Origin of the sequence: Corynebacterium provencense (assembly GCA_900049755.1) — a bacterium.
Lineage (GTDB): Bacteria > Actinomycetota > Actinomycetes > Mycobacteriales > Mycobacteriaceae > Corynebacterium > Corynebacterium neomassiliense.
Window position 1 is genome coordinate 265,956 of record LT160592.1, and the last position, 15,450, is coordinate 281,405.

The window sequence follows — 15,450 nt, forward strand, 5'->3', positions numbered from 1 at the left end:
ACACCCCAGCCTAGTCAGATCCTTCTGCGCGAGCGTGAGGTCTTCGGCGCCCTCCGGGCGAAGTAGCGGCCGTCCTCGAGACGCAGCGCCATCGGCTGATGGTAGGCGCGGGTCAGGTTCTCCGCGGTCATCACATCCGTGATCAGCCCCTGCGCCACGACCTTGCCCTCGTCGAGGATCAGACCGTGGGTGAATCCCGGCGGGATCTCCTCGACATGGTGGGTGACCAGGACCATCGCCGGCGCATCCGGGTCCCCTGCCATCTCCGACAGCATCGCGACCAGATCCTCCCTGCCCCCCAGGTCGAGACCCGCACCCGGCTCATCGAGCAGCAGCAGTTCCGGATCCGTCATCAGGGCCCGGGCGATGAGGACGCGCTTGCGCTCGCCCTCACTCAGAGTCCCCCAGACCTCGTCGACCAGGTGCAGGGCACTGACGGACTCGAGAATCTCGACGGCCCGCTCGCGGTCAGCGTCACCGTACTCCTCCTTCCAGCGGCCGAGGACGTTGTAGCCTGCGGAGATCACCAGGTCGACGACCTTTTCCTGGTCGGGTACACGATGGGCCAGAGCAGCAGAGGACAGACCCACCGCCGTGCGGAGTTCCCGGACATCGGTGCGTCCCAGCGTCTCCCCCGCGATCCTCACCGTCCCCGAGGTAGGGAACAGCATCGCGGACGCCACGGACATGAGGGTCGTCTTGCCGGCCCCGTTCGGCCCCAGCACGATCCACCGTTCGTCCTCCTCGACCTGCCACGAGACACTGTCCAGCAGGGCCCTGCCGCCACGCAGGACGCTGACCCCACGGAAGTCGAGTACGAGATCCTCGTCGCGGGCCTCTGCGGTGGCGGGTGTGGAGATGATCGTCGAATCGTTCACTCCACCATGGTGCCCCATCCGACGTCCGCTGTGGGCGGTCACCCCCGTCAGAACAGGGAGCTCGCCATCCGGGTGCGGGCGTCCATGACCTCCGGATCGGACTGGTCGTAGAGGGAGAACAGCTCGAGCAGCCGGTCACGGACGGCGTCCCTGCCCTCACCCGAGGTCTCTCGGAGGCGGGAGATGAGAACGTCGAAAGCTTCCCGACGACGGCCTTCCAGAAGCATACGGTCGATCTCGTCCGCCTCCCCGTCAGCGGACCTGCCCAGCAGGACGGCAGTCGCCCGGGCCGCCTTCGCCTCGGAGACCTCGTCCGGGCCGGTACCCGGATCAGCGATGATCTCGTCGTAGAGGCCCACCGCGGCGAGATGGTCGCCACGGTCCAGGGCGTCGGCGGCGGCGTCGAAGCGGGGGTCGGTGTCAGCGGCGTCACCGTCGGCGTCCCCGCCCGCGGCCGGGAGTCCCTCCAGCTTCCCCGCGGTCGCGCCCACGACGGCGTCGATGAACTGGGTCAGCTGCGCGACAGGCTGCACCCCCTCGAAACTGGTCAACGGCCGCCCTGCCGCCAGGGCCAGGACGGTCGGCACCGCCTGGACACCGAACGCCTGGGCGATCTCCGGGGTGGTGTCGACGTCGACGTAACGGAAGACCCATTCCACGGGCCCCGACGTGTCCTGCTGTTTCTGTGCTTCGGCGGCGAACTCCCCGGCCATGTCGTCCGACCCCGGCGCACGCGGACTGCCGAGCTGGACCACCACAGCGACCTGGGTGGAACGGACAACGACATCCTGTTCGAAGCTTTCAACGGTGACCGGTGCAGACAACGCGACGGGACTACCGGACTCCGCCTCCTTCCTGGCCCTGGCCCGGGCCTCCGCCGCCTCTTTCACGGCGCCGAGGTCGACAGCCCTGGCTGCGAAACGGGCGGGCGCGGACTGCGCCGGGGATGCGGGATGCTGCGGTGTGCTCATGGCGTCCACTGTAGCCACTGCACGGCCGCCGCTCCGGCGTGCCGGCCACCGGGGCGGGACGGTTGCCCCCCGACGGCTGCCCGTGTCAGCGCCGGGACCAGCAGCCGGTGTGCCAGTGCCTGCGGTCACCGGGACCACGGTGGGTGTCCGGCCAGGCGACCACATGGGCCGTCCCCGGCGGAATGTTCTGGTTGCAGCCCGGGCAGACGTAGAACTTCACCGCTGACGCCGCACCCATGTGACGGACGAACCAGATCTCCCCCGGCGCCCAGGACGGTCCCGGTTCCCTCCTGGTACCCCAGTAGGTCGCCCCGTCACGGGGCAGCTCCGCCCGGCCCCGCGGCTGCGGGCTGAGACGACGGTTGTGACGGGGCACAGGCCACCTCCCCTGTCAGAACAACCGCAGTTCGGTGGAGTCAGCTCCACGCATCTGCCCGTAGTCGAGGGTCACACACCGGAAACCACGGTCCTCGGCGAGAACCCTGGCCTGAGGTCTGATCTCCTGGGCCGCGAAGACGCCACGCACCGGGGCGAGCAGCTCGTCGCGGTTGAGCAGCTCGACGTAGCGGGTCAGCTGCTCGACACCGTCGATACCCCCACGACGCTTGATCTCCACCGCGACAGTCGTCCCCGCCGCGTCCCGGGAGAGGATGTCCACCGGACCGATCGCGGTCGGATACTCCCTGCGGACCAGTGTGTACCCCTCACCGAGAATCTCGATCTGCTCGGCGAGCAGCTCCTGGAGGTGTGCCTCCACCCCGTCCTTCACCAGACCCGGGTCCTCACCCAGGTCATGGGAGGTGTCCGAGTAGATCCGGAACAGCCGGACGGTGAGCTTCTCCCCCTTGGGGTTGGACACCGTCCACACCGCCCGGACCCCGGCGTCCTTCTCCTCCGCCACAGGCTGTTCCTCATGCAGGGTGCACGGCGGCGTCATCCAGTTCAGCGGCTTGTAGGCGCGGTCGTCGGCGTGGATGCTCACCGAGCCGTCGGCCTTGACCATCACGAGACGGTCAGCCTCGGGCAGGTGCGCATCCAACCGGCCCTCGTAGTCCACGGCGCAACGACAGATCACCAGACGCATGGGTGACAGGCTAGCAGGTGCGCCGCGGCCCGGGCGCAGACCTCCCCGGCCCCGTGGCAGGCCCCGGACCCTGCCCCGTGTTCCTCCGTACCCGCTCCCAGGGCCTCTCTCAGTACTCTTCGATACCGCGCCGGGGATCGATCCTGGTCAGCGGCCGGACGCTGCGGGTGGACGGGGCGGATTCCAGCCAGGCGACGAGTGCGGTGTCCCCGGCGTCGTCGATCGCCACCTCCCACCGGACCCCCCCGTCGTCGAGCGCCAGAACGTGCAGCTCCGGCTCCAGGAAATTCGACTCTTTGTCCGTGATGGGACGCCGACACTCGATAGATGTGCGTTGCCGGGAAATGCTGATGTCGGACTCAGGGCGCAGTGACCGCAGTTTGAACACCCGGGCGTGCATGGCCCCGTAGACGAGAACCCCGTGGCGCCAGTGCCTGCCGTCCGGATTCGGCAGGCTCCTGACCACCACGGGGATTCCACGACTGCGCAGTGTGAGGAACCTTCCGCACGCCATGACGACCGCGAACGCGGCCAAGCATACGAGCACGATGATGAGGATGGTTCCGAGCACCAGCCACGTCCCTTCGTCACTGTCGTCACACCCTGCCGGCGGTCGTCAGTCCGTCGGCTCTCCGCAGGGCTTTTCACTGAGCCTACCGGCCCGGGTACGACAGCAGCAAAAGGAGTCACCGGGGGTGTGCCGGTGTGCCCGGACACCGGTACACCCCACAGATCCACCTCCGGCCCTCCCATGCCCCGGACCGCCGGAGATCACGTCGGGGGCGGCCCTGCGACGCAATGAGACCGGGGGCAGCCCTGCACTGGTGCAGGGACCGCCCCCGGTCATGTCGGGCGCTACTACGGCGTCAGGACCTACTTCTCCTGCAGCCGCCTCACGGCGCGCAGCTCGGAGACCGCGGTGTCGCGCTCGAGCGCGGACGCCGAAGCGTCCTTCGCCCGGGACTCGGCGTCGGAGGCGTCGACCTCCCCCGCCCAGACAGCGGAATCGGCGAGGACGGTCACCTTGGTCGAGGACACGGACAGGAAACCTCCCTGTACCGCAGCGACCAGCTTCTCACCCTCAGCCGTCCGGATGACGACCACACCGTTGTCGACCAGCTGGCCGAGCAGCGGTTCGTGGCCGGGGAGCACGCCGATCTCGCCCTCGGTGGTCTGTGCGGTGACGGAGGTGGCGTTTCCCGACCACAGCATCCGCTCGACAGACACGAGTTCAGTGGCAATCTCAGCCATGTGCGTGACCCCTTACTTTCCGGTGAGCTTCTGGTAGGCGGCCTCGACGTCATCAAGTCCACCCAGGCCGTCGAAGCACTTCTCCGGGTAGGCGTCGAACTCGCCGTCGCAGATGCGCTCGAAAGCGTCGATCGTGTCAGTGAGCGGCACGAAGGACCCGGGGATGTCGGTGAACTTCTGGGCGACGAAGAAGTTCTGGCCGAGGAAACGCTCGATACGGCGTGCACGCTGCACGACGATCTTGTCCTCCTCGGACAGCTCGTCCATACCCAGGATGGCGATGATGTCCTGCAGCTCCTTGTTCTTCTGCAGGATACCGATGACCCGCTGGGCGACGTCGTAGTGACGCTGGCCGACGATACCCGGCTCAAGGATGCGCGAGGTCGAGGTCAGGGGGTTCACCGCAGGGTAGATACCCTTCGAGGCGATGGACCGGTCGAGCTCGGTGGTGGCGTCCAGGTGGGCGAAGGTCGTCGCCGGGGCCGGGTCGGTGTAGTCGTCGGCAGGCACGTAGACGGCCTGCAGAGAGGTGATCGAGTGGCCCTTGGTGGAGGTGATCCGCTCCTGGAGAACACCCATCTCGTCGGCCAGTGTCGGCTGGTAACCCACCGCGGAGGGCATACGGCCCAGCAGGGTGGAGACCTCGGAACCGGCCTGGGTGAAACGGAAGATGTTGTCGATGAACAGCAGCACGTCCTGGTTCTGGACATCGCGGAAGTACTCCGCCATGGTCAGACCGGACAGGGCCACGCGCATACGGACTCCCGGGGGCTCGTCCATCTGGCCGAAGACGAGGGCGGTGTCCTGGAGAACTCCCATCTCCTCCATCTCGAGACGCAGGTCGGTACCCTCACGGGTACGCTCCCCGACGCCGGCGAAGACCGAGGTGCCCGAGAACTCACGGGCGATACGGGTGATCATCTCCTGGATGAGCACGGTCTTGCCCACACCGGCGCCGCCGAACAGGCCGATCTTGCCGCCCTTGACGTACGGGGTGAGCAGGTCGATGACCTTGATGCCGGTCTCCATGAGCTCGGTCTTGCCCTCGAGCTGGTCGAATGCGGGGGCCTCGCGGTGGATTCCCCACTGCTCGCCGTCGCGTCCGAGCCCGGGCTCGTCGAGGCAGTCGCCGAGGGCGTTGAAGACGTGGCCCTTCACGACGTCACCGACGGGCACCGAGATGGGGCGACCGGTGTCCCGCACGTCCTGACCGCGGACCAGGCCGTCGGTCGGGGCCATGGCGATGGTCCGCACGATGTTGTCGCCGAGGTGCTGGGCCGTCTCGAGGGTGATGGTCTTGGCGACAGCTTCGAGCGTCACATCGACCTGCAGGGCGTTGTACAGTGCCGGCAGCTCGCCGCGCGGGAATTCCACGTCGACGACCGGGCCGATGACACGGACAACGCGTCCGGCAGCAGTCGATGCGGCGTCCTCACGCTGCACCTGAGTAGCTGTAGTCATTAGTTAGTCACTTTCTCCACTGTCCGACAGCGCGTCAACGCCGCCGACAATCTCTGTGATTTCCTGGGTGATCTTCGCCTGGCGCAGCTGGTTGGCGACCCGGGAAAGGTCGTTGACCAGTGCAGTTGCGTTGTCGGTCGCGGCGGACATCGCGGTCCGTCGAGCGGCGGACTCACTGGCGGCAGACTCGAGCATGAGCGCGAAGATGCTGCGCGACACATACTGCGGAAGCAGTGCGGCGAGCAACGTGTCCGGGTCAGGCTCGAAATCGAAGTCGGCGGAGACCGAGTCAGGCCCGTTCGACAGCAGGTCGGATCCCTGGGCGACCTCACCCTCGACCCTGGTCTCGATCGGGAGCATCCGGAACGCCTGGGGCGTCTGGGTCAGCATCGACTGGAAGCGCGTGTAGACCACGTGCAGCTCGTCGAAGCCGGGGACGCCCTGACCCGCGGGAGCGTTGACGCCCTCGCGCGGAGCAGTGGTGCCGTCCGGGCCGACGTTGAAGCCGTCGATGAGGTGACGCCTCAGGTCGTGGCTGAGCTTGTAGTCCGGATCCTGGGAGAATCCGGTCCACGCCCCGGCCAGCGGTTCGTCACGGAAGCTGAAGTAGTCCACGCCTTTGGAACCTGCGACGTAGAGTGCGACTTCCTTGCCCTCGTTCTGGAGCCTCTTCCTCAGCTCGACCGTGGTCTTCAGCACGTTGTGGTTGTAACCGCCGCACATGCCGCGGTCACTGGTGATCACCAGGATCGCCGCACGCCGTGCCTTCGCCTCGGTGTCGAGCATCGGGTGGTCCAGAGAAGAGGCTGAGGCCAGACGCTGGATGACTCTGGTGATCTCGTCCGCGTAGGGCTGGGATGCGGTCACCCTGGCCTGGGCTTTCGTGATCTTGGAGGTCGCGATCAGTTCCTGGGCCTTGGTGATCTTCTTCGTCGAGTTGACCGACTTGATGCGGTCACGCAGCTCACGAAGTGTAGCCATCTTCCTGCCTCCCTTCTTCGGTGTACTTGGACTGGTCAGTCATCGGATCCGCCTACTTCTTGGCGGAGACGGTGATCTGGTGCTTGTCCAGTTCGGCGTCAGGAAGGGCCTCAGGCTCGGGCTCGTTGACGACCGGGGTTCCGTCGGTGGTCTGGAACTCCTTCGCGAACGCGGCGTTGGCGGCCTTGAGGGCCTCCTTCGACTCGTCGGAGAAGGGCTTGCCGCCGGCGATCTGAGCGTAGATGTCCGCATGCGAGGCATGCAGGAACTCCCACAGCTCCGCCTCGTAGCGACGGACGTCCTGCACGGGAACATTGTCGAACTCGCCCTCGCCGGCGAGGTAGATCGAGACCATCTGGTCCTCGACCGCCTGCGGCTCAGTCTCGTTCTGCTTCAGCAGCTCGACGAGACGCTCACCGCGCTCCAGCTGTGCCTTGGAGTAGTCGTCCAGGTCAGAGGCGAAAGTGGCGAATGCCTCGAGGTCGCGGTACGCGGCCAGGTCGAGACGCAGGTTACCGGCGACCTTCTTCATGCCCTTGGTCTGGGCGTCGCCACCCACACGGGACACGGACACACCGACGTTGATGGCCGGGCGCACACCCTGGTTGAACAGGTCAGACTCGAGGAAGACCTGGCCGTCGGTGATCGAGATGACGTTGGTGGGAATGAAGGCTCCGACGTCGTTGGCCTTGGTCTCGATGATCGGAAGCGCGGTCATGGAACCGGCCCCGAGTTCGTCGGACAGTTTCGCCGCACGCTCCAGAAGACGGGAGTGCAGGTAGAACACATCGCCCGGGTAAGCCTCGCGTCCCGGCGGACGGCGCAGCAGCAGGGAGATCGCGCGGTAGGCCTCGGCCTGCTTGGTCAGGTCATCGAAGATGATCAGGACGTGGTAGCCCTGGTACATCCAGTGCTGACCCAGCGCGGCACCGGCGAACGGTGCGAGCCACTTGAAACCGGCCGAATCCGAGGCCGGGGCCGCCACGATCGTGGTGTACTCCAGCGCGCCCTGGTCCTCCAGGGTCTTACGCACGGAGGCGATCGTGGACCCCTTCTGGCCGATGGCCACGTAGATGCAGCGCACCTGACGGGTCTTGTCGCCGGACTCCCAGTTCTCGCGCTGGTTGAGGATGGTGTCGATGCAGACGGAGGTCTTGCCCGTCTTACGGTCGCCGATGATCAGCTGTCGCTGACCACGGCCGATGGGGGTCATCGCGTCGATGGCCTTGATACCGGTCTGCATGGGCTCGTGGACCGGCTGACGCATCAGCACGGAGGGCGCCTGGAGTTCCAGGACACGGTCCTCCTCGGCCTCGATCGAGCCCAGGCCGTCGATGGGACGGCCGAGGGGGTTGATGACACGGCCGAGGAACTTCTCCCCGACCGGGATGGACAGGACCTCGCCGGTCCGCTTGACTTCGTCGCCCTCCTTGAGGGTCTCGAAGCTACCCAGGACCACGACGCCGACGGAGTCGGTGTCGAGGTTCTGTGCGACGCCGATGACGCCGCCCGGGAACTCAAGCAGCTCATTGGTCATCACGGAAGGCATGCCCGAAACCTGGGCAATGCCGTCCGCAGCCATGGTGACCACGCCGACCTCCTCACGGGAGGCCTCCGCGGAAGTGCTCGAGGTGTAGTTCGCAATCGCACTACGGATCTCATCGGAGGAGATCGTCAGCTCCGCCATGTTCTTCCTGCTCTCGGTTTTGTCTTCCAGCTTCTTACGTTGAATATTCTGTCGATCCAGGCTCTACGCGAGGTTACGGCGCAGCTTCTCCAGCTTTCCAGCTGTGCTGCCGTCGATGATCTCGTCGCGGACCCGGATGACCGCACCACCGAGGAGGCTGGCGTCAACCTCGGAATGGACGGACATCGCGGAACCGTAGATCTTCTCCAGTTTCTGCCCGAGGGCCTGCGACTGGGCTTCGGACAGGGGTGCGACGGCGCGCACGCGGGCGACAGTCTTCCCGTCCAGCGCGGCGGCGAAATCGCACACCGCGTCAAGGCCCTCGACCGGACGGTCCGACGGTCTGCCCACCACCTGAAGCGCGAGCGCCTCGGTGATGGAGCTGACCTTGCCGTACAGGACCTTCGCGAACAGACCACGTCGGTCTTCGGAGGAGGCCAGCCGGTCTGCGAGAAGCATCTCCAGCTCCGGCTCCTTCTCCAGGAGGCGGGCCAGCTGGTAGAGCTCACTTCCGACCCGGTCCTTCTGTCCCTGGGCGGCGGCTGCACGCAGCAGGGCGCGACGTCCCAGCTCGATCAGACCGTTGCGCAGGTCACGGGTGTCCGACCAGGTGGAGCGCACCGCGGCGGACACTGTCGCCAGGGCGGTCGCGGAGACCTGGCCCGACAGCAGGGTCTCGACCAGCCCGACCCGACGGTCGGACGGGTAGCCCTGGTCTACGAGGGTCTTGCGCAGGTCGCGGTTGTCGTCGAGGAGTTCCACGATCTCGAAAAGGTCGGCACCGGTCTGCGCGCCGACGGCGGCTGCCTCGTCCGACCCGGTCAGAACGCTGTCCAGGCTCGCGGACAGCTGGTCCAGGGTTGCTCGGCTCGCTGCGTGCACGGGCGTCACTTCCCCGAACCGACGCTGTCGAGATCAGCGAGGAAGGAGTCGATGGTTCCGGACTTCCTGACGTCGTCCGACAGGTCTTCGCCGATCAGCTTCTCGGCGAGGTTGATGGACGCCGCTCCCAGGTCCTTGCGCAGGTCGGCGACGACTGCGTCGCGCTGGGCGAGAAGAGCCTTCTCGCCGTCAGCGTTCTTGCGCTTGACCTCTGCCTCCGCCTTGGCGCTGGCCTCGGCGATGATCTTCTGGCCCTGGGCACGTGCGTCGTCCCGGATCTGGGCTGCCTCGGTGCGGGCCTCGGCGAGCTGGGAGTTGTACTTCTCCAGCGCCGCCTTGGCTTCCTCCTGGGCCGCCTCGGCCCGCTGGATGCCACCTTCGATCTGCTCCTCACGCTCGGTGAGGACGCGCCTGAAGGTCGGAAGGACGAACTTCCAGAACAGCACGAAGATGATGATGAAGCAGATCAGGGACCAGACGAGGTCGTAGCCCGCAGGCAGCAGCGGATTGGGGCTGTCGGTCCACTGCTGTGGATCGTCGGCCCCCTCCGCGGCGAGAATGAAGTAGTTCGTCATAGTCTCAGCTTTCGCTCTTGTGCGTGGTGATGTGTCTTACGTGCCTGTCAGTGCCTGCGGCTCCCCGCCGGTACCGGCAGGCGCCACACACTAGAACAGGAAGCCGGCGACCAGGCCGATGAGGGCGAGGGCCTCGGTGAAGGCGATACCCAGGAACATGGTGGTGCGCAGCTGGCCGGCCATCTCGGGCTGACGTGCCATGGCCTCGGCGGTCTTGCCGGCGACGATGCCGATACCGATACCGGGGCCGATGGCTGCGAGACCGTAACCGACGGTACCCAGGCCCTCGAAGTTGGTGGTGGCGTCCTGAGCCAGGATGAGCAGCTCGTTCATTGTGTTTCCGTTCCTTTTCGTGATTCCGTACCGGTGCTGTTGAGTTGTCGCCCGGTACCGGGGTCAGGTTGGGTTGTGCGCGGGGCCCGTGAAGGCACCACGTCAGTGTTCGTCCGCGTGCAGCGAGAGCTCGATGTAGACCGCGGCCAGCAGGCTGAAGATGTACGCCTGCAGGAAGATGATCAGCATCTCGAAGAGCATGAACGCCAGGCCGAAGGCCAGCGTGCCCGCAGAGAGGACGGTCCAGCCGTTCATCTGCCAGAAGAAGAAGTTCGTGGCGGAGAACAGCAGGACGAGGATGATGTGGCCCGCCAGCATGTTGGCCATCAGACGGATGGTCAGCGTGACCGGGCGGAGGACGAAGGTGGAGAAGAATTCGATCGGCACCACGAGGACGTGGAGAATCGGCGGCAGGTTCGGGATGACCAGCGAGGACTTCATGAACTTGCCGAATCCGTAGCGTTTGATACCCGCGTAGAGCATCGCGATGTACGCCACAGCAGCCAGAACGATCGGCATACCGATCCTGGCGTTGGGCGAGACATTGAGGAACGGGACCACGGACGGGATGTTACCGACCAGGACCACGAAGAAGATGGTGGCGATGACCGGAAGGAACCGGCGCCCCTCCTTCTTGCCCAGAATGTCCTCGGCGATGTAGATCCGGACGAAATCGAGGAGGTACTCCCCGACATTCTGGATACCGCTGGGGATCAGCTTCGGCTTGCGCATCGCGATGATGAAGAACACGGCCAGGACTGCGATCATCAGCAGACGGATGATCATCAACCGGTCGAGCGCGAACAAGCCGCCAGCGAAATCGTAGAACCAGAGACCTTCCCGTCCGGGAACGTCTGCGGTAGGTGCCTTGTCTCCACCCGGGAAGAATTCGTGCCCCAGTGAGGGTGTGTGGAATTCACCCTCCAGGGCCAAGGTTGTAACGCTCAGCGTTCTCTCCCGAGGTTGAGCCGCGTGACCTGTGCGTCAGGCGGTGCGATGGAGGTCGTCAGGTGGTACCCGGTCACCGTGGACTCCGTCGCACATCCGCACGATGCCGGGGGCGTAGATCCAGGACTGTCCCTGACCGCGTAGCCGCGCCAGGCCAGTCGCCTGATTACCCGCAATGAACAATAGCAGCCCCGTCTGCCACACGCTAACAGGCACCCCCCTGGCCACCGACCTGTGATTTCGGGGGCGGGAGAGACACCACTCACCCACCCCGTGGCAGCGGAAGGCCCGGCCCCCTCCCCCGCGACCCTGCATGCCACAGGCAGGTCCGGACACAGGTCTCCCCGTCCGTGTCTGTTTCGCCCGGCCTGTTTACACCGGCCTGCTTCTACCGGCCTGCTTCTCCCCTGCCCCGGGTCGCTTCTCACCCGACGTAGGTCGTCCTGGTGCGCAGGACCCCCAGAGTCTCCGTCGCCAGGCCGACGACGAGGGCGAGAATCGTGGTCACGCCCAGCGCCGTGGAATCGTAGAAGTCGAACCTCCGCAGCACCGCGAGCACCACCAGCACGACAAGAATCTTGATCAGCCAGGTCCCGAACACGACCACGAGGGTGTTCGTCGGGGTACTGTCCGCTGTCAGCAGGACCACCCCGACGGTGGCCAGCACGAACCCTCCACCGATCGCGGCACCGATGAGGACGCCCCACAGCCCTTCCGCCCCTCGGGTCCCGCCCCAGACCATCAGAGACACCACTGTCAGCACAGCGATGCCGGCCCCGCCCAGCTTCGCGGCACGGAGCAGCGGACGCCGGTGGTCGGTGATGTCACCGTCCACGGAGACATTCAGGTCCGGAAGATCTGCGGGATCCGGGGCAGAGGACGCTCCCGGCTGGGCGTCGGGGTTGGCGTCGGGTTGGGCGTCGGGGTTGAAGTCCGGGTCGGCTTGCGTACCGTGTTCCGGCCTGTCGTTGCTGCTCTCGTTCACCCGCCCAGACTATCCCGGGGTGCGGTCAGGCCCGCAATCGGTCCGGGACTGTCCGTCCCCCCTGCGGACGGGGCCTCCACGGCGCCACCTGCCGCACCGCCCCCGGGGCCGGCGTCTCCTGCCCAGTGTCCCCCCTGTCCGCTACGGTGCCGTCCCCCGTGCGGTGGCCGGTTACGGACCAACGGCACCCAGGTGACCACGCCCACCACCACGAAAGCCACGACGAACAGCACCGCCGCGACCACCGGCGGGAAAACTGTGGCCCCCACCGCGCCGAGGGCCACGACACCCACCCACGAATACAGGACGAGGACGACCTGCCGTTGACTGTGTCCCAGACGCAGCAGACGGTGGTGCAGGTGTTTCTTGTCCGGGGCGAAGGGACTCTTGCCCGCCGCCAGTCGACGAACGACGGCAAGAACCAGGTCCAGCAGCGGAATGGACAGTGCCGCAGCCACGACGAACAGCGGTGACAGCAACGCGACGACGTCGGCAGTGCCGTAGAGGGCCATGTTGATCCTCCCGGACGCCGAGACACACGCCGCAGCGAGCAGCAGACCGATCAGCATAGAACCGGAGTCCCCCATGAAGATCCTCGCCGGAGCAAAATTGTGGGGCAGGAAGCCGGCGCACACCCCCACCAGGACAGCGGAGATGATGGCCGGCGGATATGCGCTGACGGTCCCTCCCTGGTCGTGAAGGATGGTCAGCGAGTAGACCAGCAGGGTGCCTCCGCCGATCATCCCCAGACCGGCGGCCAGACCGTCGAGACCGTCGACGAAGTTCATGGCGTTGATGATCGCCACAGTCAGCAGCGCGGTCAACATCGTGGACTGGACCTGGTCGAGAATGAGGGTGGTACCGCCGTCGCCGAGGGGCACCCAGATCAGGTACCAGGACAGTCCTGACAGACTCATCACCACGGAACCGACGATCTGGCCCCCCAGTTTGACCACCCAGGAAATGTCGTAGAGATCGTCGATGACACCGACGACCACGATGACCACCGCCGCGGAGAGCACTGCCACCATGTCGGGGGTCACCGGCGGAAAACCCCTGTTCAGCGCAGGCAGTTGCCCGGCCGCGGCCACGGCGACGACCAGTCCGGTGAACATCGCCACCCCACCGAGCCGTGGGGTGGGCACGGTGTGCACGTCACGGGCCCGGGGCGCACTCATCTGCCCGAAACGGACCATGAGCATCCGCGCCACCCCGGTGGTCAGATATGTGGTGACACAGGCGATCAGCAGTACCAGGACAAGCTCCCGGAAGGGGATGCCGACCCCGGCGTTGCCGGCAGCCGTGAGCCACTGCACCCCGCCGATGCCCCCGCCACCACCTGCACCGACGCCGACGGCGGGGCCGGAGCGGCCGGGAGGAGGGACCAGACAGGTGGGGGTGATGCGGGGGGGCAGGCCGGGAGGGCCGGGGGGGGGGGGGGGGGCTTCCGTTTAACACCATGAAGTGGTTGAAAGGACACCGCGGGGGCCCACGGCCCCCCGCCGATGCCCCCGCCACCACCTGCACCGACGCCGACGCCGGCCACCTCGGTCACGGTGATCTACCCCCGGGCCCCGGGCTCGGCAGGTTCCCCGGTCAGTGACTCCTCGGAAACCTCGAGAACCTCCGCGATCCTCGCCGGGTCGACGGCACCCCGGCGCAGAATCCTGGGGTGGCGTCCGGAAAGATCGATGATCGTCGACGCCGTACCGACGGTCGCCCGACCACCGTCGAGGTAGACGGAGACGGAATCGCCCAACTGCTCCCGGGCCTGGGCCGCGGTCAGCGCCGGCGGCCGGCCGTGGACGTTGGCACTCGACAGAGCCATCGGACCGGTCTGACGCAGGAGGGCGACAGCCAGGGGGTGCAACGGCATCCGCAGGGCCACGGTGCCCCTGGTGTCCCCGAGATTCCACGGCAGGCTCGGAGCCTGGTGGGTCACCACCGTGAGCCCGCCCGGCCAGAAGGCCTCGACCAGGGTCCGGAGGCGGGAGTCGGCGTCCCGGACCAGGCCGGTCACCGTGTCCCAGGACCCGACGACCACGGGGGTCGGGTAGTCGGGGCCACGGTGCTTGGCCTTGAGCAGCGAGGCGACGGCGTCATTGTCGAAGGCGTCGGCGCCGATGCCGTACACCGTGTCAGTCGGTATGACGACCAACCGGCCACCTTTCACCGCGCTCAGCGCTGCGGCGAGGCCGGCCTCGTCACCACCCGGTCGTGTGCAGTCGTAGGTCTGCGACACCGATGAACTCCTTTGGACATGCTCTGGTCACGAAGATATGTACAGGTGACTCACTGTAGCCGTTGTGCGGCCTGCTCCGTGAGCCGGAACCCCGGATCGCGGTCCACCGCTCCGGAGACGAAGCGGTCCCGGCCTGCGAAATCACGGTGCTGGACCGTGTCCCGGATCCCGGCGTCCTCCAGCAGGCGCCGTACCTCCGCACCGGTGGAGTCGTCGTGCTCGACCGCCACGCGGGAATGCGGTGCACAGGTCAGGGAGATGACCCCCGCCAGGGAACGCATCACCCCGAGCCCGTCGGCACCCGAGTAGACGGCGTCCGGAGGATCCGCGGCAACCTCCGGGTCCGCCGCCGCGACATTCTGCCCGTGGTCACCCTCCGGGACATACGGAGGATTCGCCAGGACCAGGTCAGCACCGGCCACCAGTCCCAGGGCCGTCACCAGCTGCGGGTCCGTGGCGTCCCCACGGACGAACTCCACGTCGACGCGGACGTCGATGTCGCCGCGCCGACGCCACCGGGTGAGGTTCAGCCGGGCGTACTCCAGTGCGGTCGGGTTCCGTTCGATCCCCACGATCCTCACCGCGGCACGGTCCGGCAGACCCGCCCGGGAGAGCAGATGAGCCAACCCCAGGCTGACTGTCCCCGGTCCCGAGCAGAAGTCCACCACCGTGTATCTGGCGGGAACCAGGGACCGGCGCAGGGCGTCCGTCCTCCGCCAGGTGTCACGGCGCAGCAGGGTCCGTGCGCCCCAGTCGATCAGGAGGTCGGTCTCGGGCCGCGGGATGAACACCCCCGGCCCGACCCGGAGGTCCACTCCGACCACCGGTGCCGAGCCGGTGATGAACTGGAGCGGTTCACGGGCTGCACGCCGCGCGACCATGGAGGGGAAGGACGCCGGGACCGGATCGTCCGCATGCAGGATCAGATCAGTCGCGGTGACTCTGCGGGGCAGATCGTCAGGACCGTCGGGGGGGTCGGGGGTGTGAGAAGATGTCACGGCGTCCAGAGCCGTGGCCATGAGCTCCCGGGCATCGTGGGCGGCCGAGGGCACCCCTGCACGGGTCAGCACCGCCACGGCGTCGCGCAGGGCCGCCGAAACTGTCGTCGCCGCCCCCGCAGTGTTGCCTGTACCGCCGTCGGTACCGCCGCGTTCACCGGTGTCCATCTGGCC

The 15,450-nt window shown here is 66.9% G+C and carries 17 protein-coding genes; all 17 read right to left on the reverse strand.

All coding sequences use genetic code 11. From position 1 onward, the window contains the following. Positions 1 to 14: 14 nt before the first annotated feature. The 17 genes from BN3906_RS01205 to BN3906_RS01285 all read right to left on the reverse strand — a co-directional run bounded on the left by BN3906_RS01205 (position 15) and on the right by BN3906_RS01285 (position 15,444). Positions 15 to 896 (reverse strand): ABC transporter ATP-binding protein, encoded by an 882-nt coding sequence (locus tag BN3906_RS01205; RefSeq protein WP_066583111.1) that lies wholly within the window; start codon positions 894 to 896, stop codon positions 15 to 17. A gap of 29 nt (positions 897 to 925) precedes the next feature. Further along, the gene (locus BN3906_RS01210) at positions 926 to 1,849 is read right to left on the reverse strand and encodes a tetratricopeptide repeat protein (RefSeq protein WP_187119874.1); all 924 of its coding nucleotides are present in this window, start codon (positions 1,847 to 1,849) and stop codon (positions 926 to 928) included. An 85-nt stretch (positions 1,850 to 1,934) separates the two neighbouring features. Further along, positions 1,935 to 2,225: an Rv1322 family protein gene (locus BN3906_RS01215; RefSeq protein WP_066583113.1), complete on the reverse strand. Its 291-nt coding sequence runs from the start codon at positions 2,223 to 2,225 to the stop codon at positions 1,935 to 1,937. 15 nt (positions 2,226 to 2,240) lie between these two features. Beyond that, complete coding sequence (nucS, locus tag BN3906_RS01220; protein ID WP_066583116.1) at positions 2,241 to 2,933, reverse strand: endonuclease NucS; 693 nt, start codon at positions 2,931 to 2,933, stop codon at positions 2,241 to 2,243. A 109-nt stretch (positions 2,934 to 3,042) separates the two neighbouring features. Continuing rightward, a complete protein-coding gene (locus BN3906_RS01225) occupies positions 3,043 to 3,504 on the reverse strand; it encodes a DUF2550 domain-containing protein (RefSeq protein WP_078057022.1) in 462 nt (153 codons plus the stop codon). Between the two features lie 302 nt (positions 3,505 to 3,806). Beyond that, the gene (locus BN3906_RS01230; RefSeq protein ID WP_066583118.1) at positions 3,807 to 4,184 is read right to left on the reverse strand and encodes a F0F1 ATP synthase subunit epsilon; all 378 of its coding nucleotides are present in this window, start codon (positions 4,182 to 4,184) and stop codon (positions 3,807 to 3,809) included. Between the two features lie 12 nt (positions 4,185 to 4,196). Beyond that, on the reverse strand, positions 4,197 to 5,645 hold the full coding sequence (gene atpD, locus BN3906_RS01235; RefSeq protein ID WP_066583122.1) for a F0F1 ATP synthase subunit beta: 1,449 nt from the start codon (positions 5,643 to 5,645) through the stop codon (positions 4,197 to 4,199). Positions 5,646 to 5,648: 3 nt separating this feature from the next. Further along, complete coding sequence (locus BN3906_RS01240; RefSeq protein ID WP_066583124.1) at positions 5,649 to 6,626, reverse strand: F0F1 ATP synthase subunit gamma; 978 nt, start codon at positions 6,624 to 6,626, stop codon at positions 5,649 to 5,651. Between the two features lie 52 nt (positions 6,627 to 6,678). Then, the gene (gene atpA, locus BN3906_RS01245) at positions 6,679 to 8,313 is read right to left on the reverse strand and encodes a F0F1 ATP synthase subunit alpha (protein ID WP_066583127.1); all 1,635 of its coding nucleotides are present in this window, start codon (positions 8,311 to 8,313) and stop codon (positions 6,679 to 6,681) included. A 63-nt stretch (positions 8,314 to 8,376) separates the two neighbouring features. Continuing rightward, the gene (locus BN3906_RS01250) at positions 8,377 to 9,195 is read right to left on the reverse strand and encodes a F0F1 ATP synthase subunit delta (protein ID WP_066583132.1); all 819 of its coding nucleotides are present in this window, start codon (positions 9,193 to 9,195) and stop codon (positions 8,377 to 8,379) included. Between the two features lie 5 nt (positions 9,196 to 9,200). Next, positions 9,201 to 9,770: a F0F1 ATP synthase subunit B gene (locus BN3906_RS01255; RefSeq protein ID WP_066583134.1), complete on the reverse strand. Its 570-nt coding sequence runs from the start codon at positions 9,768 to 9,770 to the stop codon at positions 9,201 to 9,203. A gap of 90 nt (positions 9,771 to 9,860) precedes the next feature. After that, positions 9,861 to 10,103, reverse strand: coding sequence for an ATP synthase F0 subunit C (locus BN3906_RS01260; protein ID WP_066583137.1), 243 nt, complete (start codon positions 10,101 to 10,103; stop codon positions 9,861 to 9,863). 102 nt (positions 10,104 to 10,205) lie between these two features. After that, positions 10,206 to 11,030 carry a F0F1 ATP synthase subunit A gene (gene atpB, locus BN3906_RS01265; RefSeq protein WP_066585754.1) on the reverse strand — a complete coding sequence of 275 codons (825 nt, stop codon included), beginning with the start codon at positions 11,028 to 11,030 and terminating at the stop codon, positions 10,206 to 10,208. Between the two features lie 445 nt (positions 11,031 to 11,475). Beyond that, positions 11,476 to 11,898, reverse strand: coding sequence for a Cg1360 family ATP-synthase-associated protein (locus tag BN3906_RS01270; RefSeq protein WP_066585758.1), 423 nt, complete (start codon positions 11,896 to 11,898; stop codon positions 11,476 to 11,478). 134 nt (positions 11,899 to 12,032) lie between these two features. Further along, positions 12,033 to 13,352 (reverse strand): MraY family glycosyltransferase, encoded by a 1,320-nt coding sequence (locus BN3906_RS01275; RefSeq protein ID WP_261796800.1) that lies wholly within the window; start codon positions 13,350 to 13,352, stop codon positions 12,033 to 12,035. A 245-nt stretch (positions 13,353 to 13,597) separates the two neighbouring features. Continuing rightward, positions 13,598 to 14,278, reverse strand: coding sequence for an L-threonylcarbamoyladenylate synthase (locus BN3906_RS01280; protein ID WP_066583140.1), 681 nt, complete (start codon positions 14,276 to 14,278; stop codon positions 13,598 to 13,600). Positions 14,279 to 14,328: 50 nt separating this feature from the next. After that, positions 14,329 to 15,444 carry a N5-glutamine methyltransferase family protein gene (locus BN3906_RS01285; protein WP_187119875.1) on the reverse strand — a complete coding sequence of 372 codons (1,116 nt, stop codon included), beginning with the start codon at positions 15,442 to 15,444 and terminating at the stop codon, positions 14,329 to 14,331. Positions 15,445 to 15,450: the final 6 nt, after the last annotated feature.